The sequence below is a fragment of the Actinomyces sp. HMSC075C01 genome, assembly GCF_001812965.1.
GTDB classification, from domain to species: Bacteria; Actinomycetota; Actinomycetes; order Actinomycetales; family Actinomycetaceae; genus Actinomyces; species Actinomyces acetigenes.
Window position 1 is genome coordinate 42,568 of record NZ_KV810997.1, and the last position, 22,926, is coordinate 65,493.

Below are 22,926 nucleotides of genomic sequence, written 5' to 3' on the forward strand. Positions count from 1 at the left end.
GTACGGGGCCGGCCCCGACCCTCGTCAGCAGCCAGGCTACGGCCCCCAGCCCGGTATGAGCGCCGGTGGAGGGATGCCTCCTTATCCTCCAGGCGCGATGGGCGGCGTGCCGCTGAGCGTCGGCGACGGCATGTCCTGGGCGTGGTCCAAGTTCAAGGAGAATGCGCTCATTCTCGTTGTGGGGATGGGCCTGTGGACCGTTCTTTCGAGCTTCACCATTGAGGCTCACTATAATATCAACGGAGAGGAGCACGGTTTCGGCTTGGTGGGTCCCTCTGGAACCTACATCGCCTTCGCCATTGGCCTCTTCGCTAGTATCGTGACCACTCACATGGCGATCAAGGTGGCCACCGGGAGGCCCTTGGCCTGGGGTGACCTGTTCACTTTCCCGAACTTCGGTGCGAGCCTTCTCGCGGCTTTTCTCACTTGGCTCGCCACGTCCGTGGGCTCCTTCCTGTGTGTTGTTCCGGGCATTATCGCGGCCTTCCTCTTCCACTATTCGGTGTACTTCACTGTGGACAAGGGGATGGACGGCATTGCCGGAATGAAGGCGTCTTGGGCCACCCTGTCCAGTCATGTCGGAGAGCTCTTCCCCTTCGCCCTGACCGGAGCCGGCCTTTACCTTGTTGGCGTACTTACGGTGTTCGGCTGGCTGGTGACGGTCCCGCTGGTGATGCTCCTATCCGCCTACTCCTACGTGCGTATCCAGGGCTACGACGTCGTCCGCTGACCTCATCTCTTCAGGTCTCCTCCGCGCCCCGCTCGTCTCAGACGGCGGGGCGCGGACTTGTTGCGAGCCGGAAGGCGCGCTCGCTCGGCTAGAGTGAGGTCGACGTCGCTCAACGCCGTCGTCGAGAACGATCCTTCCCCTCCCAAGGACCTCCGTGCCCCTGAGCCCCACCGCCCCCGTCCCGCGTGGCGCGGACGAGCGTCCCGCCCTCATCCTGGCCAACCTCGGCACGCCGTCGGCCCCCACGGCCAGGGCCGTTCGGCCCTTCCTGCGGGAGTTTCTCTCCGACCGCCGGATCGTTGAGACGCATCCCCTCCTGTGGCGACCCGTCCTGGAAGGCATCATCCTGCGGGTGCGCCCTCGCGCATCGGCAGCGAAGTACGCCACCATCTGGCGCCCCGGCGAGGAGAACAGCCGCTCCGGCTCCCCGCTCATGCACTACAGCCAGCGACAGGGCGAGCTGCTCCAGGAAGAGCTCGGCGAATCGGTCCAGGTGCGTGTCGCCATGCGCTATGGGCAGCCGGCCCTACGCCGCGTCATGGGTGAGCTCATGGAGGCCGGCTGCCACAGGATCGCCCTCATCCCGCTCTACCCGCAGTACGCCGCCTCCTCGGCCGGCACCGTCGTCGATGAGGCTGCCCGCTTCATCCTGGCCTCCCGCAACCAGCCCGAGCTGCGCACCATCCGCTCCTTCGAGATGGCACCTGCCTACATCGAGGCCCTCGCCACCGCCCTGGAGCAGCACTGGCAGGTCCACGGCCGCCCCGACCCGGCCGCAGGCGAGCGCCTCCTGCTGTCCTTCCACTCCATCCCCCAGGCCATGCACGACGCCGGAGACCCCTACCGCGCCGAGTGCGAGCGCACCGCCCAGCTCCTCTCACGGCGGCTCGACCTGCCCGAGGGACTCGCCGAGCTCACCTTCCAGTCCGTCTTCGGACCCGCCGCCTGGATCGGGCCGGCCACCATTGACACAGTCAGAGAGCTCGGCCGCGCCGGCTGCCCCCGCCTCGACGTCATCTGCCCCGGCTTCGTCTCCGACTGCCTGGAGACTCTCGAGGAGATCAACCAGCTCAACCGCGAGACCTTCACCACTGCTGGGGGCGGCAGCTTCCACTACGTCCCCTGGGGCAACGACTCCGACGGCGCCATCGCCACCCTGGCTCAGCAGGCCAGAAAGGTGCTGGCCGGCTGGATTTGAGCCCGGTGCGGCCCCCATGGCCGCAGCAGGCCGGGAAGTCGGTCTCAACACGAGAGACCACAGGCCCTCACCGGGGAAGCCGATGCCCGGGGCGGTATGGTGACGCGAACAGTCCCGATTCTGTGAGGAAGTTGCCGTGCATCTTGAGTGGTGGTCCGTCCTGCCCTTCGCGGGCATGCTCGCCTGCATCGCCGTCCTGCCGCTGATCCCGGCCACAGCCCACTGGTGGGAGAAGCACTCCAGCCAGCTGATCGTCGCCGTGGGCCTGGGGGTGCCGGTGGCCGCCTGGATGTGGGTCGCCCTGGGCTGGCCGTCCGTCTTCGCCGCCGTGGTGGAGTACTTCCAGTTCATCTGCCTGCTGCTGGCCCTGTTCGTCGTCTCCGGAGGCATCTTCCTCAAAGGTGACATCCGGGCCACGCCCCGCAACAACACGATCTTCCTGGCCATCGGTGGAGTCCTTGCCTCCTTCGTGGGCACCACCGGCGCCGCCATGCTCCTCATCCGGCCCCTGCTGGCCACCAACAAGGAGCGCCACTACCGCGTGCACACGGTGCTGTACACGATCTTCATCGTGGCCAACTGCGGCGGACTCCTCACACCCCTGGGTGACCCGCCCCTGTTCCTGGGATTCCTGCGCGGGGTGCCCTTCACTTGGACCTTCAACCTCCTGCGCGAGTACCTCTTCGTCAACGTCATGCTGCTGGTGAGCTACTACGCCCTGGACTCCTACTACTACTCCCAGGAGCCCGCCAAGGCCGTGCACGACGACGACACCGAGATCGAGCCCCTGGGCCTCAAGGGCTCGCTCAACTTCGTCTTCTTCGCAGTCATCATCGCCGCCGTCGCCTTCGCCCCCTCCATCGACGCTCACGCCATCGAGGAGGGGCACGCCGCCCTGGGCGACTGGATCCCCGTGCGCGAGTTCATCATGCTCGCCTCCGCGGCCGGCTCCTACTTCCTGGGCAGCCGCGAGGCCCGCTTCAAGGACAACCAGTTCACCTGGGGCCCCATCGCCGAGGTCGCCATCCTGTTCATCGGCATCTTCCTCACCATGATCCCGGCCCTGCACTACCTCGACGAGGTCGCCGGCTCGCTGCCGCTCAACGAGGTCACCTTCTTCATCTTCACCGGGGGGCTCTCCTCGGTCCTGGACAACGCCCCCACCTACGCGACCTTCTTCGAGATGGCCGGCAAGGTCCCCCACCCCGGCGGCATGGACGTGGCCGGGATTCCCCACCTCTACCTTGTGTCCATCTCGCTGGGGGCCGTCCTGTGCGGTGCCATCACCTACATCGGCAACGGCCCGAACTTCATGGTCAAGTCCGTCGCCGAGTCCGACGGCGTCGAGATGCCCAGCTTCGGCGGCTACGTGGGGCGCTCCATGAAGCACCTGGTGCCGATCATCGCCGCCATGGTCCTGCTCTTCATCGCCCCGGGCCTCCTGTGGAAGATCCTGGGCGGAGTGCTCACCGTGGGACTGCTGGCGCTCGACGCCCGCCTGCTGTCCCAGTCCCGCCGCCTGGCCCTGGCCGACCAGACCGAGGACGCTGAGGGCTGAGCCGCCCTGCCCTCATGAGCCGTCTCCGGCCTCAGCGCGTTCCCGGGGCGGTGACGAAGTCGATGAGCTCCTCCATGCGGCCCAGCAGGCTCGGCTCGAGGTCCTTGTAGGAGCGCACGGTCGCCAGGATGCGCTGCCAGCCCCGGGCGATATCGGCCTGGGTGGCGTGCGGCCAGCCCAGGGCCTCCAGGGTGCCGTGCTTGATGTCGGTGCCCCGCGGGATGTCCGGCCAGCGCTCCAGCCCCACCCGGGCCGGCTTGACCGCCTGCCACACGTCAACATACGGGTGCCCCAGGACCAGCACGTTCTCCCCACCGGGCATCTCGACCACCCGCTGAGCGATCCGCGACTCCTTCGAGCCGGCCACCAGGTGGTCCACGAGGACGCCGGCCCGCCGTTCGGGGGCCGGGCCGAAGTTGGCCATGACCTCTTCGAGGTTGTCGACGCCGTCGAGCATGAGGACGACGACGCCCTCGTGGCGCAGGTCGTCACCCCAGACCTTCTCCACCAGCTCGGCGTCGTGCTTGCCCTCCACCCAGATGCGCGAGGCGCGCGCCACCTTGGCCCGCTCGCCCTCGACCGCGTAGGAGCCTGAGGCCGTTAGCCGTCTCCCGGCGGCGCTCACCGCTCCGGTGGGCGTGCGCCTGCGCGCCACGGGCGGGTCCAGGATCACCGGGCGGCCCTCGATCCAGAACCCCGGCCCCAGGGCGAAGCCGCGGCGCACGCCGTGACGGTCCTCCAGGACCACGACGTGCTGACCGCCCGACTTCTCCACCGCCACCGCAGCACCGACGAACCCGGTCTGGCGGTCCTCAACCACCAGTCCCGGCGTCACCGGCACGTGCACCGACTCCGGGCGTATAGCGCCGGGCCCCGTACGGTGCGGGTTCACCGACAGCACGTCCCCGCCGTAGCGGTCACTCGACGACGGCCTGCGGGCAGCGGACCTGCTCGCAGCCGCCCCACCGCGCGAGCGCGAACCGGCCGGGGCTCCCTGCGCCTGCTGCTTCTGCTCCGCCTCGGCGCGAGCCCTCAGGGCAGCGCGGCGGGCAGCGGTCGATCCGGGGACGGGGGAGTGGTACGGGGCGGGCGTGTTCACCCTCGGCACGGTAGGGGAAACTCACGGTCCGCCGGCGGTGGACCCGCCGGACCACAGCGTAGGATGGCACTCACATGGGGTGAGTGCTAATCGCTGGCCGCACCCCACCGGTGTGCGGGCGGCCTGTCGCCTAACGCCGGCACTGATCGCGTCTCGGCACTGATGAGGGGAGGAGGACCCGTGGCCAACGACCGACGTCTCAAGGTCCTGTCCGCCATCGTCACCGACTACGTGCGCACGCGCGAGCCCGTGGGGTCCAAGGCCCTCGTGGAGCGCTACCGGCTGGGCGTGTCCCCGGCGACCATCCGCAACGACATGGCGGCCCTGGAGGACGAGGGCTACATCCACCAGCCGCACACCTCGGCCGGGCGCGTGCCCACCCAGAAGGGCTACCGCCTCTTCGTCGACGAGGTCGCCCGCATCAAGCCCCTCTCGGCGCCCGAGCGGGCCGCCATCACCGCGCTCCTGTCCGGGGCGGTCGACCTGGAGCAGGTCGTGGCCCGCACCGTGCGGGCACTGGCCCAGCTGACCGGCCAGCTCGCCGTCGTCGAGTACCCGAGCCTGCGGTACGCTGCCCTCCAGCACCTCGAGCTCGTGGCCCTGGGGCCCGAGCGCGTCCTGCTGGTCATCATCACCGACACCGGCCGCGTCGACCAGCGCACCGTGACCCTCAGGTCCCGGGGCTCCCTGAGCTCCCGCCATGACGGGGGCTTCGATATCGCCGACGTCGTCGACCCCCTCGTCCTGGAGCGCCTACGCACCCGGCTCAACGGTGCTCTCGCGGGCCGCCGGGCCGCCGACGTCGCCCCGATCCTGGCCACCCTGGCCGAGCAGGCGTCCGCCGACGAGCGCCTCCTGCTCGAGGCCGTCTCCGACGAGCTCATCGCCGCCCTGCGCCCCGACGCGGAGGAGCGCCTCGTTGTCGCCGGGACCGCGAACCTGGCCCGCGCCACCCCCGACTTCTCCTCCCTGGGTCCGCTCCTGGACGCCGTCGAGGAGCAGGTGGTGCTGCTGCGCCTGTTCACCGCTGCCGACGACGCCCCGGCCGGCGAGAACCGGATGCGCGTGAGCATCGGCTCGGAGAACAACGACGACGCCCTGGCCGAGGCTTCCGTCGTCACCGCCACCTACGGGCCGGGAACCGGTGAGGCCATTGCCCACCTCGGGGTCATCGGCCCCACCCGCATGGACTACCCGGCCACCATGACCGCCGTCCGGGCCGTGGCCCGTTACCTGTCCCGGTTCCTGTCCCCACCGGAGACGTGAGAACCGACCCGCCCCCAAACATCCACCGAAGAAGTCGTAGCCGTAAAGGAAGAACGCAGTGAGCAACTACTACGAGGTCCTCGGCGTCAGCCGCGACGCCAGCCCCGAGGAGATCAAGAAGGCCTACCGCAAGAAGGCCCGCCAGCTGCACCCCGACGTCGCCGGCCCCGGCCACGAGGACGAGTTCAAGGAGGTCTCCTCCGCCTACGAGGTCCTCTCCGACCCCGACAAGCGCCAGATGTACGACCTGGGCGGGGAGGACGCCGTGCGAGGCGGTGGCGGATTCGGCGGGGGCTTCGCCGGAGCCGACTTCGGCGACCTGGGCGGCATCTTCCAGTCCTTCTTCGGCGGGGGAGCGGCCAGCCGCGGACCGGCCTCCCGGGCCCGACGCGGCCAGGACTCGCTCGTGGCCGTGGACGTGGAGCTCTCCGACGTCGCCTTCGGGGCGACCCGATCAGTACCCATCGACACCTACGTCACCTGCACCGCCTGCGAGGGCTCCTGCTGCGCGCCGGGCACCGAGCCGGTTACCTGCTCCCAGTGCAACGGTGTCGGCAACGTCCAGCGCATGACTCGCACCCTCCTGGGGCAGGTGATGACCTCCTCACCCTGCCCGGGCTGCCAGGGCTACGGCACCGTCATCGTCACCCCCTGCAAGGACTGCTCCGGCGAGGGCCGCACCCGGGTGCGCCAGGACCTGGAGGTCTCCATCCCCGCCGGGGTGTCCACCGGGACCCGTATCCGCATGTCGGGGCGCGGCGAGGCCGGCCCGGCCGGCGGACCCAACGGCGACCTCTACCTGGAGATCCACGAGAAGCCGCACGAGTTCCTCGAACGCGACGGCGACGACCTCTACACCGAGCTGCGCGTGCCCATGACCGCGGCCGCCCTGGGTGCCGTCTTCCCGCTGCAGACCCTCGACGGCGAGCAGAACGTCACCGTCAAGGCCGGCAGCCAGCCCGGCGACGAGGTCGTCCTCGACGGCCTGGGCGTGGGACGCCTGCGCCGCAAGGGCCGCGGGGACCTGCACGTGTCCATCGTCGTGGAGACCCCCACGCGCCTGGACGACCGCCAGCGCGAGCTGCTGGCCGAGCTGGCCCGCCTGCGCGGAGAGGACGACGTCGAGCCCGTGCGCGACTCCAGCGTCATGGGCAAGCTCAAGGAGCGTTTCTCCGGGCGCTGAGCGCTACCTGGCGGCGGGGCGGCGGCTTGCGGACCGCCGTTCAGCTGCTGGCCGGCGGCTGGTCGGCGCGAGGTGACTCGGGCCAGTAGTGGGAGTCGGGGGTGGCCCGGGCCCCGAAGATCGCCTGGCCCACCCGTACGCAGGTGGAGCCGCCCTCGATGGCGGCCTCGAAGTCCCCGCTCATCCCCATCGACAGCAGCCCGTCGCCGACGGTGCCCGCCTGGAGGGCTGCGTCGCGCAGCCGGCGCATGATGCTGAAGCACTCGCGCACCCGTGCCTCGTCACTGGTGTTGGCGGCCAGGGTCATGAGCCCGCGCACCCGCAGCGAGGAGTAGGCCGGCAGCGCCGCGAGGAAGTCGGCGACGTCGGCCGGCTCCAGCCCGAACTTGCTGGGCTCGCCCGAGGAGTTGATCTGCACGTAGACGTCCAGGCCGCGCCCGGCCGCCTGGAGGCGCCGGTCGAGGGTCTCGGCCAGGCGCAGGGAGTCCAGGGCTTGGAACTCGTCGGCGAAGGCGGCCACGTTCTTGGCCTTGTTCGTCTGCAGGTGGCCGATGACCGACCAGGAGATGCCCAGATCAGCCAGGTTCTCGCTCTTGCGCTGGGCCTCCTGGACCTTGTTCTCACCCATCTGGGTGATACCCGCGGCGAAGGCGGTACGCAGGCGCTCCTCGGGGACGGTCTTGGACACCGGCAGCAGACGGATCTGGGAGGCGTCGCGGCCGGCGCGCTTCGCGGCGGCGTCGATTCGGGCGCGGACGGCATCCAGGTTGCGGCGGAAGTCCTCCACCGTGACGGCGGTGGTGTAGGCGGGGGCCGGAGACGACTGAGAGGCATGGGCGGCTGAAGGCTCGGTCATGGTCACTGACGCTAGCACCGCCGGCGGACACCGGTTGGATGCGGCCCGTAGGCTGGAGCCGTGACCGCACCCGTCTTTCTTTTCACACCCGAGACCATTGAGCCTGCCGACGCTGTCGCGTCGGCGGGGACCGGAACTGTCCTCATGCTCACCGGGCCTGAGGCCCGCCATGCCGTGACCGTCAAGCGCCTGCGTGCTCAGGAGCGCGTGGACCTCGTTGACGGTGCAGGCCTGCGCCTGCTGTGCGAGGTGACCGGGGCCGGCGTCGGCGGTGCCAAGGACCGCCTGGCCGTGCGGGTCCTGGAGCGCGTTGAGGAGCCCGAACCGTCGCTGCGGCTGGCCCTCGTTCAGGCTCTGGCCAAGGGCGGGCGCGATGAGCAGGCCGTGGAGACCGCCACCGAGGTCGGGGTGAGGCTGGTGCTGCCCTGGCAGTCCGAGCGCTGCGTGTCCGTGTGGCAGGGGGCCAAACAGGCCAAGGGGCGTCAGCGCTGGCAGGCCACCGCCCTCCAGGCAGCCAAGCAGGCCCGGCGGGCCCGCGTGCCCGAGGTTGAGGAGGTGCGGGACACCCGCAGGCTGGCCGACTGGGTGGGGCAGACGGTTCGCAGTGGGGGAGTGGTGCTGGTCCTGCATGAGGAGGCCAGCACCCCGATCAGCACCGCGATGGAGTCGGTGCGCCTGCCCGCGCCCGGACAGGCGCCCCTGGCGCTGGCCGTTGTCGTGGGGCCCGAGGGCGGTATCAGCCCCGAGGAGACGGCGGCCCTGGAGGCCGCCGGGGCGACGACGGTGCGGCTGGGCCCACATGTCATGCGCACCGCCTCGGCCGGTCCCGTTGCCCTGGCTGTCCTCGCCCACGCCAGCGGCCTGTGGGAGTGAGACGCGCGAGTGCGTTGTGAGTGGCGGCCTGGCCTCTCGGTAAGGACGGGGCAGCTCCTCTGCTCTGCGCCGGTCTCTCGATAGTGGTGTTGTGGCTTGTTGCAGACTCAAAGGTGAGGGCTGTTCGAGGCTCGAGGCCTGACCAGGGAATGGAGTAAGCCGTCTTCACAAGAGTATGACTGTCATACATACTGTGAGTATGAGTAGCATGACGACGATCAAGGTGGAGCGCAGCACGAGGGATGGCTTGCGCGCCCTGGCGTCAGAGCGCGGGGTGACCATGGATGCCGCACTCAAGGAGCTGCTTGAGGAGGCGGCACGTGATCGGCGCTTTGCTGAGGTGCGGCGTGCAATGGAGGCTCATCCGCCGGATGAGACCTATGTCAAGGAGCTCCATGAGTGGGAGTCCGAAGCATGGAGCTAGAAGTCCCGGTTGACGCGGGCGAGGTGTGGTGGGCACTTCCCGATCCTGCTGTCGGGCGAGAGCAATCCGGGCGTCGTCCAGTTCTCATTGTGTCCAATGAACGATTCCATCGAACGGTGACGACGCTTGTCGTCGTGGTTCCTGTGACAACGAAGGATCGGGGCTGGCCGAATCACGTGGAGCTCAATGCGGAAGCAGGAATGACACAGCGGTCGTTTGCCATGACCGAACAGGTTCGCACGATCTCACGTCAGCGTCTCACCAAGAAGATCGGAGTCGTGGAGGAGTCCGTCCTTCGGGGCGTGCGCGAATGGCTGGTCGACTACATCAGATAGCACGCGCTGAAAGGACCCAGGAGCCCTGTAGGTGGCGCGCGGTGAGGGCCTGCATGATATGTCGAGGCTGCGCGGCGCAGGGGAGGCGTAGCGCGGCTGCTTCCCAATGGAGCGGCTTGCAGGCATGCTCTGTCTATGAGTGAGACGAGTGAGCGATGAGTCCGCGGGGGCGGCGGCCGGCGGGGAGCCCGGACACGCGTGAGGCCATCCTGGCGGCGGCCCGCACCGCCTTCGCCCGCGACGGCTACCAGACCTCCCTGCGTGGCATCGCGCGCGACGCCGGCGTCGACCCTGCCCTGGTCCACCACTACTTCCCGGATCGGGCCACGCTCTTCGCCAAGGCCGTCATCGAGTCGACCGCCGGGGTCGACGCCAACCTCATGCACCGGGCGGCCTCCATCACCGAGCTCGAGCCCGAACAGCTGGGGGAGGGGATTGTGCGCGCCTTCATCGGCTTGTGGGACGACGCGGGCGCGGACCGCTTCACCGCAGTCATCCATGCCGCGCTCGGCCAGGGCAGTGGCGTCGAGCCCTTCCGCGACTTCATCGCCACCGGGGTTCTCTCGCCGATCGTCACCCACTTCTGCCCCGACCGCCCCCAGCTGCGCGCCCAGCTCATCGCCAGCCAGATCATCGGGCTCGGCCTAGCCCGCTGGGTCGCCCGCATGGACCACATCGCCGGCCTCGACATCGAGGCGGTCGCCGCGCTCATCGGCCCCACCATTCAGCACTACGCCTTCGACGACCTGCCCGACGTCACTGATCCCGACTGATCACTGAGATCGGCTCGGTCTCCGAGCCGAGTTTTGTCCGTTTGGGACGGCTTTGAAGCTGCGTTTCTGGCCTGGGGCCCAGCTAAGCCACCCTGACCTGCACGGATGGGAACCGCTCTGGCTGAAGGGTTGTTCAAAGTCGTCCCATGTGGACAGTTTCCAGCCCCAGCCTCTGGACAGCGGGTCATCGTCGACCTATATTCATCACATGATGAAAAGCGATGAAGGAGAGGCGCCCCGGGAGTCGGGGGCCGGCAACCAATCGCACGACTCCAGCCGAGACATCACATCCTCCGCCTCCTCGGCGCAGCCGGCCGTCACCGCGACGGACCTGCGCGTGAGTCGCGGGCGCAAGGAGATCCTCCACGGCCTGGACCTGAACCTGGCGCCCGGCACGATCACCGGCCTGCTCGGTCCCTCGGGCTGCGGCAAGACCACCCTCATGCGCACCGTCGTTGGGGTTCAGCGCTACCGCGGGCAGGTCGAGGTCCTCGGGCACGCCCCCGGCGCCGCCGCCGTGCGCGGCCGGGTCGGCTACGTCACCCAGGACCAGGCCGTCTATACCGACCTGACTGCCCGCCAGAACCTGCGCTACTTCGCCTCCCTGGCCGGCAGCCAGGCCCGCGACCTGGACGAGGTTCTCGACGTTGTCGGGCTGACCGCCCTGGCGGACCGACCGGTGTCCACCTACTCCGGTGGCGAGGCCGGCCGCGTGAGCCTGGCCTGCGCGCTCGTGGCTGACCCCGACCTGCTTGTCATGGATGAACCGACCGTCGGCCTGGACCCGGTCACCCGTGAGGAGCTGTGGACCACCTTTCACTCCCTGGCTGAGCGCGGCGCCACCCTCCTGGTCTCCAGTCACGTCATGGACGAGGCCTTCCGCTGCGACCAGGTCCTCCTCATGCGTCAGGGCCGCATCCTGGCCACCACCACGGCCAAGGACCTCCTGGCCAGCACCGGGGCGGACACGGTGGACGCCGCTTTCCTGGCCGTCATCGCCGACTCTGAGAGCCGGCCTGAGCAGAAGGGAGGGCAGCGCTGATGCGTCTGCGCACCTACCTGGCCACCACCCGCCGCATTCTCACCCAGCTGCGTGCCGACCGGCGCACGGTCGGTCTCATCGCGATCGTGCCGGCGGCGCTGCTGACCCTGCTGTACTTCGTCTACCGCGACTATCCCGGCGCGGACCTGCTGTTCAACCACATTGCGGTCTCCATGATGGCGATCCTGCCGACGACGGTCATGTTCCTGGTCACCAGCGTCGCTATGCTGCGCGAGCGCGTGAGCGGCACCTTGGAGCGGCTGTGGACCACACCGATCCACCGGGCCGACCTCCTGTTCGGCTACGCCACCGCCTTCGCGCTGACCGCCGTCATCCAGTCCCTCATCCTGTGCGCCGTGGCCGCCTGGGGCCTGGACGTGGACATCTCCGCCACCTGGGGGTGGGTGGTGCTCACTGCCCTGGTGGACGCCTTCGTCGGGGTGTCCCTGGGGCTGCTGGTCTCGGCCTTCGCGCGCACCGAGTTCCAGGCCGTCCAGTTCATGCCGGTGGTCATCGCGCCCCAGCTGTTCCTGTGCGGGCTCCTGGTCAGCCGCGACCAGCTGCCGCGCGCCCTGGAAGTGATCGGTGACGCCCTGCCCATGAGCTGGGCGGTCGACGCCGTCACCGAGCTCACCATGGCCAGCGAGCCCTCTGAGGATTTCTTCCGATACCTGGCATACCTGGTCTGCTTCGGCCTGGTGGTGCTGGGGGTGGCAGCCTCCACCGTGCCGCGCAAGACCCGCTGAATCGGGAGCAGTCAGTAACGGTGGGCGCGAGGGTGAGGGCTTTCGTGCCCGCCGCGCGGTGGTGGCGGGTGGGGTTAGGGTTGCCTTATGTGGATTGTCTTCGCCTGCGGCTCAGCGCTTTTTGCCGGCATCACCGCTGTTCTGGCCAAGGAGGGGATTCGCACCACGGACTCGACTGTGGCGACGGCGCTGCGCACGTTCGTGGTGCTGGCGGGTGCCTGGGGCATGGTGCTCATCGTCGGCTCACAGGCCGAGCTGGCCCATCTCGATGTCCGCAGCACCGGCCTGCTGGTGCTTTCGGGGCTGGCGACCGGGGCTTCCTGGCTGTGCTACTTCAAGGCGCTCCAGCTCGGCAGCGTCAGCAAGGTCGTGCCGATCGACAAGCTGAGCACAGTGCTGACGGTGCTGCTCGCTCTCATCTTCTTGGGGGAGAGGGTGAACCTCGTTGGGGCGCTTGGGGTTGTGCTCATCGCAATCGGGACGTTGTTGATGCTCGACGCCGATGACCTGCGCGGCCTGCCTCGGGCCGTGCGCGACGGCGGGGGCTGGCTGCTCTATGCGCTCGGCTCAGCCTTCTTCGCCGCGCTCACCGCCATCCTCGGCAAGGCCGGAATCACGGGGGTGGAGTCCAACCTCGGCACCGCGATCCGCACCGGGGTGGTCCTGGTGATGGCCTGGGTGATGGTGGCTGTCACCGGGAGGCTCCGGGAGGTCCGTAGTGTTCCGCGTGGGGAGCTCGGCTTCGTCCTGGCCTCCGGGGCTGCGACCTGTGCCTCCTGGCTCTGCTACTACCGGGCGCTCCAGGACGGCCCGGCCAGCGTGGTGGTTCCCATCGACAAGCTGAGCGTGCTAGTCACCGTTATCTTTTCCGCCCTCGTCCTGCGGGAGGCCGTCAGCAGACGGTACCTCGTCGGGCTGGCGCTCCTCGTCGGTGGGACGCTTGCGATGGTGCTCTGAGCGATGCTCACCAGATAACGTGGTGTCCTATGTACCTGGACTGCCCAGCAGGACGTTCGTACTTGGTACCTTGACAAGCCGACTTAGTGACTCGACTTGGTGACTTAGTGACCCAACTTAGTGATGTGAGCGTTGACTTAGTGAGTCGACGTACTCGGCGATCTTGGCAACCGCTTGCGTGAGTGTCTCGTCATACGGTTGACGAGAACACAAAGACGTAGTGGGCACGATGTATAGCGTCAGTAGTGGTACGACGACGCTGGCTGCTCTGCGTACTCGGTTCAACCTTCTTCGCTGCGCTCTCTGCGCTCCTCGACAAGACTGGTATTATGGGGGCGCAGTCCAATCTAGAGACGGCAATGTGTTCTGTAGGCGTTCTGATGGTGGCTTCGATGACGGTTGCCGTCACCCGGAAGGCTCATGAAGGTCGTACCGTGTCAAGTTGAAAACTCGGTTTGTTTCCGACCATTGGGGGTGTGACGTGTGATTCATGAATGTGTTATTGCTGTCCTATCAAAAATAGTCGGGTCAGCGAGGTGATCCTCATAAACAAGTTAAGCGTGCTTGTCGCCGGCATCTTTTCAGTCCTCGTCCTGAGTGAGGGGGCCAGTAGGAGGTGTCGGTAGTATTATGTTGGGAGGTAGAGGTTTTCCTTTGTTGTCAAACTTTGCCCATTTCGCCCCTTTAGGAAGACCTTCTTCGCTCAAGTCAAAACCTTGAGGGAACGAAATCTTCCCCTGATCCTTGAGATCTATGTTAAATGCAGATCCATTAAAGTTAGCTCCTCCCTCAAACGTTGCGCCAGAGAAATTTACTGCTCCAGCAAACGTCGCATTAGAGAAGTCTACCGCTCCAACAAATCTCACGCTAGAGAAGTCTGCCTCCCCAATAAAGGATGCTCCTCCATGTGAATCATTGTTGGGAGATTCACATCCCCCTGGAGTGCAAAATAAGCAGCCGAAACTAACTCGTTTATCAAACACGGATCCTGTGAACCTTATGTCGCAATAAAAGGTGGTTGCGCGAAATTCGGCCTCCTCTGCGAAGTGGGTGCTGCGAAGTAGGTGCTCCATCCAGGGGGCTCTTTTGAATTCTGCGGACGAAAAATAGGCGTAACTCTCGAAGTGAGCGTTATTGAAGTTTGCATACCCCAACTTAGTGAACGAGAAGTCAGCGGTCTCGGAAAATGTAGCTCCATTAAAATCAGCCTCCCCTATGGTAGAGAGACCTGTAAGGCTGCACCTTGACTTTAGGGTCGTTCCTTGGAAATGAATTGAATTGATATGCGCTCCCCCTAACTTAACCTCTTCAACGAGCACAGTTTTATGAATGTCTAGATCAAGGGGAGACCATCGGCCCGGGCTGCTTGCGTAAGGCGTTCTCGTGTGGCTGGATACTACATCCCAAATTGTTGATTCAGTGGCGTAATCTAGTGCGCTGCTTGTTAAGCGATAAGTTCGCAAGTATCCGCATAGAATTTCGACAACGCGTTTATCGTAGTTGACTCCATGCTTTTCGCTTCCGTAGGTATCGGCCACATCGGCCAGCGTATAGATTCCTGCTATGCGAACCTGGGGTGATTTGGATCCTAATTGTTTGACAGCGGCAGTCAGTTGTTTGTCGGCTGCCCCTTCGTTCTGGCGGGCTTCTTCTCGTTCAGTGCTGGCTTGTTCGCGATACTTGATGACAAGGTATCCAACTGCCCCAATTCCGCCGACTGCTGCGAGTGTGGTTGATAGTAGTTCTTTGAAGGTTAGCGATTTTTCGTTCGTCCAGCCGGCAAGAAACCGCCCTCCCCATAGCCAACTCAGTGCTGTGTAACAGGCGATGCTTAGAAGGGTCCAAAACGCAATGGCTAGGAACAAAGACTTCTTGTGTCTTAAAGAGAGGAGGGATGTGACAGTGGCGAGAGTGCTGAAGTAGGATGCCGCGACCCATGCGTTTCTCTCTCGCCATCCGCTGGTCGGCCCAAAATAATAGATGGATGCAAGTATGACCGTAGGGATCGTTACAATGATTATTGTGTCGGTGAGATAAGGGTGTGAGTCGACCCATTTTTTCGATTTTTCCAGAAAATGTTCAATTTTTGTCATTTTTGCCTCTCGTGTTGCTTGGGGTGGTATGTGGGGTTTATGAGGCATCTGTGTGCGACTGCTTTGTGTAGAGTTGGTGGAAACTGATAGGTAAGTCGTGCTGAATTAGGTGGTGTATAGAGGCTACCAGACAACTAAGTTCTTATGGCCTCAATGGGCTGTCGCGTTGGTTGACCCAGTACAATCAGGGCACGATGACAGACGCTTGTACCACGCCCACCGAACCTCCTGCTGACCAGGATCCTGCCATCTCTGGCGCGTCCGCGGCTCCCTCTGCGCCGCTGGCGTCCCGGCAGCTCAATGATTCAGTCCAGCCCACCTCCGCTGACCCAGCGGAGGTCACGCGCACCCTCACCCTGCCTGAGGACGTCGCCCCCGTGACCCTCCTGGGCGCCCGGGACGAGGTCCTGCGCGCCATTGAGAAGGGCTTCACCGACGTCGACATCCACGTGCGCGGCACCGCCGTCACCGTCTCCGGCCCCGCCGCCCGCGTCGACACCGTCGTCGTCCTGCTCTCCGAACTCATTGACGTCGCCCGCACCGGCACGCCCCTGACCGCGGACGCAGTCGAGCGTGCCGTCGGCCTGCTGGAGACCGCCGCCCGCCCCACCGAGGTCCTCACCGACGACATCCTCACCTCCCACGGCCGCACCATCCGTCCCAAGTCCCTCGGCCAGAAGGCCTACACCGACGCCATCGAGGAATCCACCATCACCTTCGGCATCGGCCCGGCCGGCACCGGCAAGACCTACCTGGCCATGGCCAAGGCCGTCGACGCCCTGGCCCGCAAACGGGTCTCACGCATCATCCTCACCCGCCCCGCCGTCGAGGCCGGCGAGAACCTCGGCTTCCTGCCCGGCAGCCTCACCGACAAGATCGACCCCTACCTGCGCCCCCTCTACGACGCCCTCCACGACATGCTCGAGCCCGAGGCCCTGCCTCGCCTCATGGCCGCCGGCACCATCGAGGTCGCGCCCCTGGCCTACATGCGCGGACGCACCCTCAACGACGCCTTCGTCATCCTCGACGAGGCCCAGAACACCAGCCCCGAGCAGATGAAGATGTTCCTCACCCGCCTCGGCTTCGGCTCACGCATGGTCGTCACCGGAGACATCTCCCAGGTCGACCTGCCCGGCGGACGCGAGTCCGGCCTCATCGTCGTACGCAAGATCCTCGCCGGCGTCGACGGCATCAGCTTCTGCGAGCTCGGATCGGCCGACGTCGTCCGTCACCGCCTCGTGGGCCGCATCATCGAGGCCTACGCCCGCCACGACGCCGAGGTCGCCGCCCAGGACGCCGCCGCCCGACCCGCCGGACCGCCTGGCCGCAGCGGCCGCAACAGCCAGTACCGTCGGGGGAGCAGCAACCGCCCCACCCGGCCTTACTCGGAGAGGAACCCGCATGACCACTGAGGTCATCAACGAGACCACCACCGTCATCGACGCCGCCGAGTTCGCGGCCCTCGCCGACCACGTCCTGACCGCCATGCACGTCAGCCCCGCCGCCGAGCTCAACATCATGTTCATCGACCCCGAGCCCATGGAAGAGCTCCACGTGCGCTGGCTCGACCTGCCCGGCCCCACCGACGTCATGAGCTTCCCCATGGACGAGCTGCGCCCCGGCTCGGCCGACTCGCCCACTCCCGCCGGCACCCTGGGCGACATCGTCCTGTGCCCGCAGGTCGCCGCCAAGCAGGCCCTGGCCGCCGGCCACTCCGCCGTCGAGGAGATGCTCCTGCTCACCGTCCACGGCATCCTCCACCTCCTGGGCTACGACCACGCCGAGCCCGAGGAGAAGAAGGAGATGTTCGACCTCCAGCGCCGCCTCCTGCTGACCTTCCTGGCCGAGCGCGGCAAGTGAGACCCGCGTGACCGGCATCCCCACCGCCGCGCTCATCGCCTGCGCGGTGATCGTCCTGGCCCTGGGGGCCCTCCTGTCAGCCGGCGAGTCCGCCCTGCTGCGCTTCACCCGCGCCGCCGCCGACGACCTCATCGAGGAGGGCCGCCGCGGCGCCGCCCGGGTCCGCCGCCTGGCCGAGCACCGCACCCGGGTCCTGGGCGCCCTCAGCGTCGCCCGCGTCGCCGTCGACATGCTCGCCGCCGTCCTCATCACCCTGGCCGCCTCCGGGCTCGTGCGCGCCTGGTGGCAGGTCCTCGCCCTGGCCCTGCTGGCCAACATCATCCTGCTGGGCGTCGTCGTCGGCTTCTCCCCACGCACCTACGGCCGGCGCAACCCCGCCGGCACCCTGCTCGCCCTGGGTGGCCTGCTCACCTGGGTCGATGTCCTGGCCGCCCCGCAGCGCCGCCTCGTCTCCCGCACCCGCCGTCCCGAGTCCGCCCCCACTGACGCTGAGACCCGCGAGGCCGTCAACGAGGACCTGCGCGAGATGATCGACGAGATCGGCGAGACCGACACCATCGAGGACGAGGACCGCGAGATGATGCGCTCGGTCGTCGAGCTCGGCCAGACCCTCGTGCGCGAGGTCATGGTCCCACGCACCGACATGGTCACCATCGACGCCCACAAGCCCGCCTCCGCCGCCATGCGCCTGTTCATCCGCTCCGGATACTCGCGCGTCCCCGTCATCGGGGAGGACGCCGACGACGTGCGCGGCATCCTCTACCTCAAGGACGTCCTGCGCCGCCTGGCCGCCCACCCCGAGCACGAGGGCCTCGCCGTGGCCGGATTCGTCCGGGACGCCGAGTACGTCCCCGAGATGAAGCCCGCCGACGACCTCCTGCGCGAGATGCAGACCGGCCGCTTCCACATGGCCCTTGCCGTCGACGAGTACGGCGGTATCGCAGGCCTGGTCACCATGGAGGACCTCCTGGAGGAGGTCGTCGGCGAGCTCACCGACGAGCACGACCCCGAGCTGCCCGAGGTCGTCGAAGTCGCCCCCGGCACCTACCGCGTCCCCGCCCGACTCGCCCTGGACGAGCTCGGCGAGCTCTTCGACCTCGAGATCGACGACGACGACGTCGACACCGTCGGCGGCCTGCTCACCAAGGCCATCGGCCGCGTCCCCCTGCCCGGCGCCGCCGGAGACATCCAGGGCGTCCACCTCCAGGCCGAGGAGGCTACCGGCCGCCGCCGCCAGGTCTCCACTATTCTCGCCTCGCGCACTCCCGCCCCCGAAGAGGACACCGATGACTGACACCGCCGACCAGACCGCCCCCGAAGCCCGCGACGACCAGCCCCAGGCCCCGGAGGAGGCCCCCGAGGAGCTGGTGGCCGAGCCCCTCGAGATGCCCGCACCCGGCCCCGCCCCGGCCGGCTTCCGCTTCCCCACCGACGCCGAGCTCATGGACGGCCCCAACCCGCTCACCGACCCCGACGACGACGTCGACGGCGAGGACGAGCCCGACGACGACTCCGACGACACCGACGGCTCCGATGACTCCGGCGCCATCCGGCTGGACGCAGACGGCTTCCCGATCCTGGACGAGGACGACGACGCGGACGAGAGCGCCGAATCTGCGGATTCGGCCCGTGTCGAGATCGTCGTCCCCGACGTCCCCGAGGACTTCCGCGCCGGCTTCGCCTGCATCGTGGGCCGCCCCAACGCCGGCAAATCCACCCTCACCAACGCCATGGTCGGCGCCAAGATCGCCATCACCTCCGGGCGCCCCCAAACCACCCGCCACAACGTGCGCGGCGTCATCCACAAGGAGAACGCGCAGATCGTCCTGGTCGACACCCCCGGCCTCCACCGCCCCCGCACCCTGCTGGGCAAGCGCCTCAACGACCTGGTGCGCGAGACCCTCACCGACGTCGACGTCGTCGTCTTCTGCATCCCCGCCAACGAGAAGATCGGCCCCGGCGACCGCTTCATCACCCGTGACCTCGCCGAGCTGCGCACCCCCGTGGTGGCCGTGGTCACCAAGGCCGACACCGTCACCCGCGAGGCCCTGGCCGCCCAGCTCCTGGCCGTCAGCGAGCTGGGGGAGTGGGCCGACATCGTCCCGGTCTCAGCCCAGCGCAACGAGCAGATCGACGTCCTCGAGGAGGTCCTCCTCAAGTACATGCCCTTGTCTCCGCCCCTGTACCCCACCGGTGAGATCACCGACGAGCCCCAGCAGGTCATGATCGCCGAGCTCGTGCGCGAGGCCGCCCTGGAGGGCGTGCGCGACGAGCTGCCCCACTCCCTGGCCGTCGTCGTCGACGAGATCGCCGACCCCGACGACGAGCGCGAGGTCGGCCGCATCAAGGGCGCCGGAGGCCGCCTCCAGGTGCGCGTGAGCCTCGTCGTCGAGCGCGACTCCCAGAAAGCCATCATCATCGGCAAGGGCGGACGGCGCCTCAAGGAGGTGGGCGTCACCGCCCGCAAGGGCATCGAGAAGCTGCTGGGGCGCAAGGTCTATCTCGACCTGCACGTGCGCACCGCCAAGGACTGGCAGTCCGACCCCAAGGCCCTGGCCCGCCTCGGCTTCTGAACCGTTCCACGCTGTCAGCGCAGCGCTACGGACGGCATCTAGGACCAAGGCAACTTGCGACACCTGCCGACTCGGCGCGCGAATCGGTCGCGTACAAGGGGTGTTGTCACGCACACTTGGAGGGTCCAATGTCACATCGACCTGGAGGCCAAACGCATGACGAACAACGCCGTTCCCAGTCAGCCCCGCACCGACGCAGGACGCCGCTGCCCCGACGACCTGTGGGCACTGGGCGAGAAAGCCGTCGCCCGAGCACGCCGGTGGGCTGACGAGTCGGCATCCGAGCCGGTACCGCGCTCGGCCAAGCTCCTTTCCCGCATCCTCTCCGACCCTGAGGGCCTGACCTTCACCACCCGCTTCGTCGACGACGTCGTGCGTCCCACCGCCCTCGACGTCGCCAGCACCGCCCTCAAGCGCCTGTCGGCAGGACGTACCGACTTCCTGCCGCCCGCCCTGGCCGGAGCCATGGGACTGGGATCGACCGCCTCCCGTCTCGCCCCGCGCACCGTCACCGCGGTCGCCCGGCGAGTCTTCCGGGAGATCGTCGGCGACCTCGTCGTCGACGCCACCGACAAGGGACTCGGGCCCGCCCTCGCCCGCCTGCGCAAGGGCGGCAACCGCCTCAACGTCAACCTCCTGGGCGAGGCCGTCCTGGGGGAGAAGGAGGCAGCCCGCCGACTGGCCGAGGTCTCACGCCTGGTCACCCGCGAGGACGTCGACTACGTCTCGGTCAAGGTCTCCGCCGTCACCGGCCCCCACAACCCCTGGGGCTTTGAGGAGGTCGTCGCCCACGGCGTCCAGGCCCTCCTACCCCTCTACCGCCTGGCCCGAGACCACGGAACCTTCCTCAACCTGGACATGGAGGACTACAAGGACCTCGACCTGACCATCGCGGTCTTCACCGCGATCCTCGACCAGGAGGACATGCGCGGCTACGAGGCCGGCATCGTCCTGCAGGCCTACCTGCCCGACTCCCTGGGCGCCATGCAGCGCCTCCAGGAGTGGGCCGCCAAGCGTGTCGCCTCCGGCGGCTCGCGCATCAAGGTCCGCGTCGTCAAGGGCGCCAACCTGTCCATGGAGAAGGTCGACGCCGAGATCCACGGCTGGGAGCTGACCACCTGGCCCTCCAAGCAGGCCACCGACACCAACTACAAGCGCATGCTCTCCTGGGCGATGACGCCCGAGCGCACCCGCAATATCCGCCTGGGCGTGGCCGGCCAGAACCTCTTCGACATCGCCTTCGCCTTCGAGCTGCGCGCCGCACGCGGCGTCGAGGACGACGTCGAGTTCGAGATGCTCTCCGGCATGGCCACCGGTATCCAGGAGGTCGTGCGCCGCGAGACCGGTCACCTCCTGCTGTACGTGCCCGTCGTCGACCCCCACGAGTTCGACGTCGCCATCTCCTACCTGGTGCGCCGCCTGGAGGAGAACGCGGCTCCGGAGAACTTCATGTCCGGCGTCTTCGACCTGGCCAGCAACGAGGAGATCTTCGCCCGCGAGCGCGACCGCTTCCTGGCGGCCTTGTCCGACCTCGACCCGGACGCCCCGGTGCCGGTGCCCAACCGCACCCAGAACCGGCTCGCCGAACGGGAGGCGGGTATTCCTGAGGAGAGCGGGACGGTGGCCGATCGGGCCAGGAGGCCCTTCGTCTCCGAGCCCGACTCCGACCCGGCCCTGGCCGCCAACCGCCAGTGGGCCCGGGACATCGCCGCCGCCATCCCGGGCTCCACGCGGGGCGTGGCCGAGGTGGAGGCGGGCGTCGCCCGCCTGGCTACCAACGCCGATGTGGACTCCCTGGTGGCCGCGACAGCTGAGGCAGCGGGCGTCTGGCAGTCCCTGGAGCCTGAGGAGCGGGCTGCCGCCCTGCACCGTGTGGGCGACGTCCTGGCCGCCCGGCGCGCCGAGCTCATCGAGGTCGCCGGCTCCGAGGCCGGCAAGACCATCGACCAGTCCGACCCCGAGGTCAGTGAGGCCATCGACTTCTGCCACCACTACGCGGAGTCCTCGCTGCTCCTGCACGACCCCGAGTACATGGTCGGGGCTCGCTTCGCCCCGGTGGGCGTCACCGTGGTCGCCTCGCCCTGGAACTTCCCGGTGGCCATCCCCACCGGGGGAGTGGCCGCGGCCCTGGCGGCCGGCAGCGCCGTCATCCTCAAGCCAGCCCCGCCGGCTCGACGCTGCGCGGCCGAGCTCGTGCGTGCCTTCCACGACGCCGGGATCCCCGAGGACCTCGTGGTGCTTGCTCCCTTGGAGGACGGGGAGGTCTCACGCTACCTGGTGACCCACAAGGACGTCGACCGCGTGGTCCTCACCGGCTCCTATGACACGGCCCGCCTCTTCCGCTCCTGGAAGCCGGACATGCACCTGCTGGGGGAGACCAGCGGCAAGAACGCCATCATCGTCACCCCCTCGGCCGACCCCGACATCGCCGTGCGCGACGCCGTCTACTCGGCCTTCGCCCACGCCGGCCAGAAGTGCTCGGCCTCTTCCCTGCTGGTCCTGGTCTCCTCGGCCGGAAACTCCGAGCGCATCGCCCGCCAGCTCGTGGACGCCACCGCCTCCCTGAGGGTCAAGCTGCCGCTGTCGCTGGACTCTCAGATGGGGCCGGTCGTCGTGCCCGACGACGAGAAGGCCGTGCGCGGCCTGACCACCCTGGGAGCCGGTGAGCACTGGGTCCTCAAGCCCCGCTACCTCGGTGACGGCCTGTGGACCCCGGGTATCCGCGTCGGGGTCGTGCCCGGCAGCGAGTTCCACCTCACCGAGTACTTCGCGCCGGTCATCGGTGTCATGCGGGTGGACACGCTTCAGGAGGCCATCGAGGCGGTCAACGCCGTCGACTATGGGCTCACCTCCGGGCTCCAGACCCTCGATGCGGCCGAGCTGGCCGTCTGGCTCGACTCGATCCAGGCCGGCAACATCTACGTCAACCGCGGTATCACCGGGGCCATCGTGCGCCGCCAGCCTTTCGGCGGCTGGAAGCGCTCGGCCATCGGCTCGACGACGAAGGCCGGCGGCCCCTCCTACCTGCTGGGACTGGGGGACGTCGAGCCCGCAGACGGCCAGGACGCGAAGGAGCCGGTAGGCCAGGACACTGCGGCGCTGGATCCGCGCGTGGCGAGCCTGTGCAATGCCGTCAGCGGCCAGCTGGGCGAGGCCGATCTGGCCGGGCTGCGCCGTGCCTTGGTGGCCGACGCCTCCGCCTGGAGGAGCGCCTACGGCGCCAACCGCGATGTCACGGCTCTGGCCTGCGAGCGCAACGTCCTGCGCTACCGGCCCGCTGATGTCCTCGTGCGCGCCGGGGAGGGAACCGAGCTGGCCGACGTCGTGCGCGTCATGGCGGCCGGTGTGCGAGCCGGTGGG

Annotated in this window: 20 protein-coding genes; 17 read left to right on the forward strand and 3 right to left on the reverse strand. The window is 67.8% G+C overall.

Annotation, left to right across the window (positions count from 1 at the left end; all coding sequences use genetic code 11):
* Positions 1 to 97 precede the first annotated feature (97 nt).
* The 3 genes from HMPREF2883_RS07560 to HMPREF2883_RS07570 all read left to right on the forward strand — a co-directional run bounded on the left by HMPREF2883_RS07560 (position 98) and on the right by HMPREF2883_RS07570 (position 3,486).
* Complete coding sequence (locus HMPREF2883_RS07560) at positions 98 to 730, forward strand: DUF2189 domain-containing protein (protein ID WP_070660509.1); 633 nt, start codon at positions 98 to 100, stop codon at positions 728 to 730.
* Positions 731 to 884: 154 nt separating this feature from the next.
* Entirely contained in the window at positions 885 to 1,928 is a 1,044-nt protein-coding gene (gene hemH / locus HMPREF2883_RS07565) for a ferrochelatase (protein ID WP_070660512.1), read from the forward strand.
* Between the two features lie 136 nt (positions 1,929 to 2,064).
* The gene (locus tag HMPREF2883_RS07570) at positions 2,065 to 3,486 is read left to right on the forward strand and encodes a sodium:proton antiporter (RefSeq protein ID WP_070660515.1); all 1,422 of its coding nucleotides are present in this window, start codon (positions 2,065 to 2,067) and stop codon (positions 3,484 to 3,486) included.
* Between the two features lie 31 nt (positions 3,487 to 3,517).
* On the opposite strand, the gene HMPREF2883_RS07575 is transcribed toward HMPREF2883_RS07570, so the two are convergent.
* Entirely contained in the window at positions 3,518 to 4,594 is a 1,077-nt protein-coding gene (locus tag HMPREF2883_RS07575; RefSeq protein ID WP_070660519.1) for a DUF3097 domain-containing protein, read from the reverse strand.
* A gap of 171 nt (positions 4,595 to 4,765) precedes the next feature.
* Between HMPREF2883_RS07575 and hrcA the strand changes: the two genes are divergently transcribed.
* Positions 4,766 to 5,851: a heat-inducible transcriptional repressor HrcA gene (gene hrcA, locus HMPREF2883_RS07580; protein WP_070660523.1), complete on the forward strand. Its 1,086-nt coding sequence runs from the start codon at positions 4,766 to 4,768 to the stop codon at positions 5,849 to 5,851.
* A 58-nt stretch (positions 5,852 to 5,909) separates the two neighbouring features.
* Entirely contained in the window at positions 5,910 to 7,034 is a 1,125-nt protein-coding gene (gene dnaJ, locus HMPREF2883_RS07585) for a molecular chaperone DnaJ (protein ID WP_070660526.1), read from the forward strand.
* Positions 7,035 to 7,074: 40 nt separating this feature from the next.
* Here dnaJ and HMPREF2883_RS07590 read toward each other — a convergent pair whose 3' ends face one another.
* Entirely contained in the window at positions 7,075 to 7,890 is an 816-nt protein-coding gene (locus tag HMPREF2883_RS07590) for a YggS family pyridoxal phosphate-dependent enzyme (RefSeq protein WP_070660529.1), read from the reverse strand.
* A gap of 60 nt (positions 7,891 to 7,950) precedes the next feature.
* Here HMPREF2883_RS07590 and HMPREF2883_RS07595 point away from each other — a divergent pair, with 60 nt between their 5' ends.
* The 7 genes from HMPREF2883_RS07595 (at position 7,951) to HMPREF2883_RS07625 (ending at position 13,040) form a co-directional block, all read left to right on the forward strand.
* Positions 7,951 to 8,763 carry a 16S rRNA (uracil(1498)-N(3))-methyltransferase gene (locus HMPREF2883_RS07595; protein WP_070660532.1) on the forward strand — a complete coding sequence of 271 codons (813 nt, stop codon included), beginning with the start codon at positions 7,951 to 7,953 and terminating at the stop codon, positions 8,761 to 8,763.
* Positions 8,764 to 8,962: 199 nt separating this feature from the next.
* Positions 8,963 to 9,187 (forward strand): hypothetical protein, encoded by a 225-nt coding sequence (locus HMPREF2883_RS07600; RefSeq protein WP_070660671.1) that lies wholly within the window; start codon positions 8,963 to 8,965, stop codon positions 9,185 to 9,187.
* A complete protein-coding gene (locus HMPREF2883_RS07605) occupies positions 9,178 to 9,522 on the forward strand; it encodes a type II toxin-antitoxin system PemK/MazF family toxin (protein ID WP_256277389.1) in 345 nt (114 codons plus the stop codon). Before HMPREF2883_RS07600 ends, HMPREF2883_RS07605 begins: the two co-directional genes overlap by 10 nt.
* A 155-nt stretch (positions 9,523 to 9,677) precedes the next feature.
* Positions 9,678 to 10,295 (forward strand): TetR/AcrR family transcriptional regulator, encoded by a 618-nt coding sequence (locus HMPREF2883_RS07610; RefSeq protein WP_070660538.1) that lies wholly within the window; start codon positions 9,678 to 9,680, stop codon positions 10,293 to 10,295.
* A gap of 208 nt (positions 10,296 to 10,503) precedes the next feature.
* Positions 10,504 to 11,337, forward strand: a complete 834-nt coding sequence (locus tag HMPREF2883_RS07615; protein WP_176747167.1) for an ABC transporter ATP-binding protein — start codon at positions 10,504 to 10,506, stop codon at positions 11,335 to 11,337.
* On the forward strand, positions 11,337 to 12,083 hold the full coding sequence (locus HMPREF2883_RS07620) for an ABC transporter permease (RefSeq protein ID WP_070660540.1): 747 nt from the start codon (positions 11,337 to 11,339) through the stop codon (positions 12,081 to 12,083). Before HMPREF2883_RS07615 ends, HMPREF2883_RS07620 begins: the two co-directional genes overlap by 1 nt.
* Before the next feature lie 87 nt (positions 12,084 to 12,170).
* Positions 12,171 to 13,040 (forward strand): EamA family transporter, encoded by an 870-nt coding sequence (locus HMPREF2883_RS07625; protein WP_070660543.1) that lies wholly within the window; start codon positions 12,171 to 12,173, stop codon positions 13,038 to 13,040.
* Positions 13,041 to 13,621: 581 nt separating this feature from the next.
* Here the strand turns inward: HMPREF2883_RS07625 and HMPREF2883_RS14160 are convergent.
* The gene (locus HMPREF2883_RS14160) at positions 13,622 to 15,133 is read right to left on the reverse strand and encodes a pentapeptide repeat-containing protein (RefSeq protein WP_176747168.1); all 1,512 of its coding nucleotides are present in this window, start codon (positions 15,131 to 15,133) and stop codon (positions 13,622 to 13,624) included.
* A 194-nt stretch (positions 15,134 to 15,327) separates the two neighbouring features.
* Here HMPREF2883_RS14160 and HMPREF2883_RS07630 point away from each other — a divergent pair, with 194 nt between their 5' ends.
* From HMPREF2883_RS07630 to HMPREF2883_RS07650, 5 genes are all read left to right on the forward strand, one after another.
* Entirely contained in the window at positions 15,328 to 16,545 is a 1,218-nt protein-coding gene (locus HMPREF2883_RS07630; RefSeq protein ID WP_176747169.1) for a PhoH family protein, read from the forward strand.
* Positions 16,535 to 16,993: an rRNA maturation RNase YbeY gene (gene ybeY, locus HMPREF2883_RS07635; RefSeq protein ID WP_004565094.1), complete on the forward strand. Its 459-nt coding sequence runs from the start codon at positions 16,535 to 16,537 to the stop codon at positions 16,991 to 16,993. Before HMPREF2883_RS07630 ends, ybeY begins: the two co-directional genes overlap by 11 nt.
* A gap of 7 nt (positions 16,994 to 17,000) precedes the next feature.
* A complete protein-coding gene (locus HMPREF2883_RS07640; protein WP_070660545.1) occupies positions 17,001 to 18,287 on the forward strand; it encodes a hemolysin family protein in 1,287 nt (428 codons plus the stop codon).
* Positions 18,280 to 19,566 carry a GTPase Era gene (era, locus tag HMPREF2883_RS07645; RefSeq protein WP_070660547.1) on the forward strand — a complete coding sequence of 429 codons (1,287 nt, stop codon included), beginning with the start codon at positions 18,280 to 18,282 and terminating at the stop codon, positions 19,564 to 19,566. The genes HMPREF2883_RS07640 and era overlap by 8 nt, the downstream gene beginning before the upstream one ends.
* 156 nt (positions 19,567 to 19,722) lie before the next feature.
* Positions 19,723 to 22,926 (forward strand): proline dehydrogenase family protein (locus tag HMPREF2883_RS07650; protein ID WP_070660551.1); only part of this gene is annotated, 3,204 nt, incomplete at its 3' end.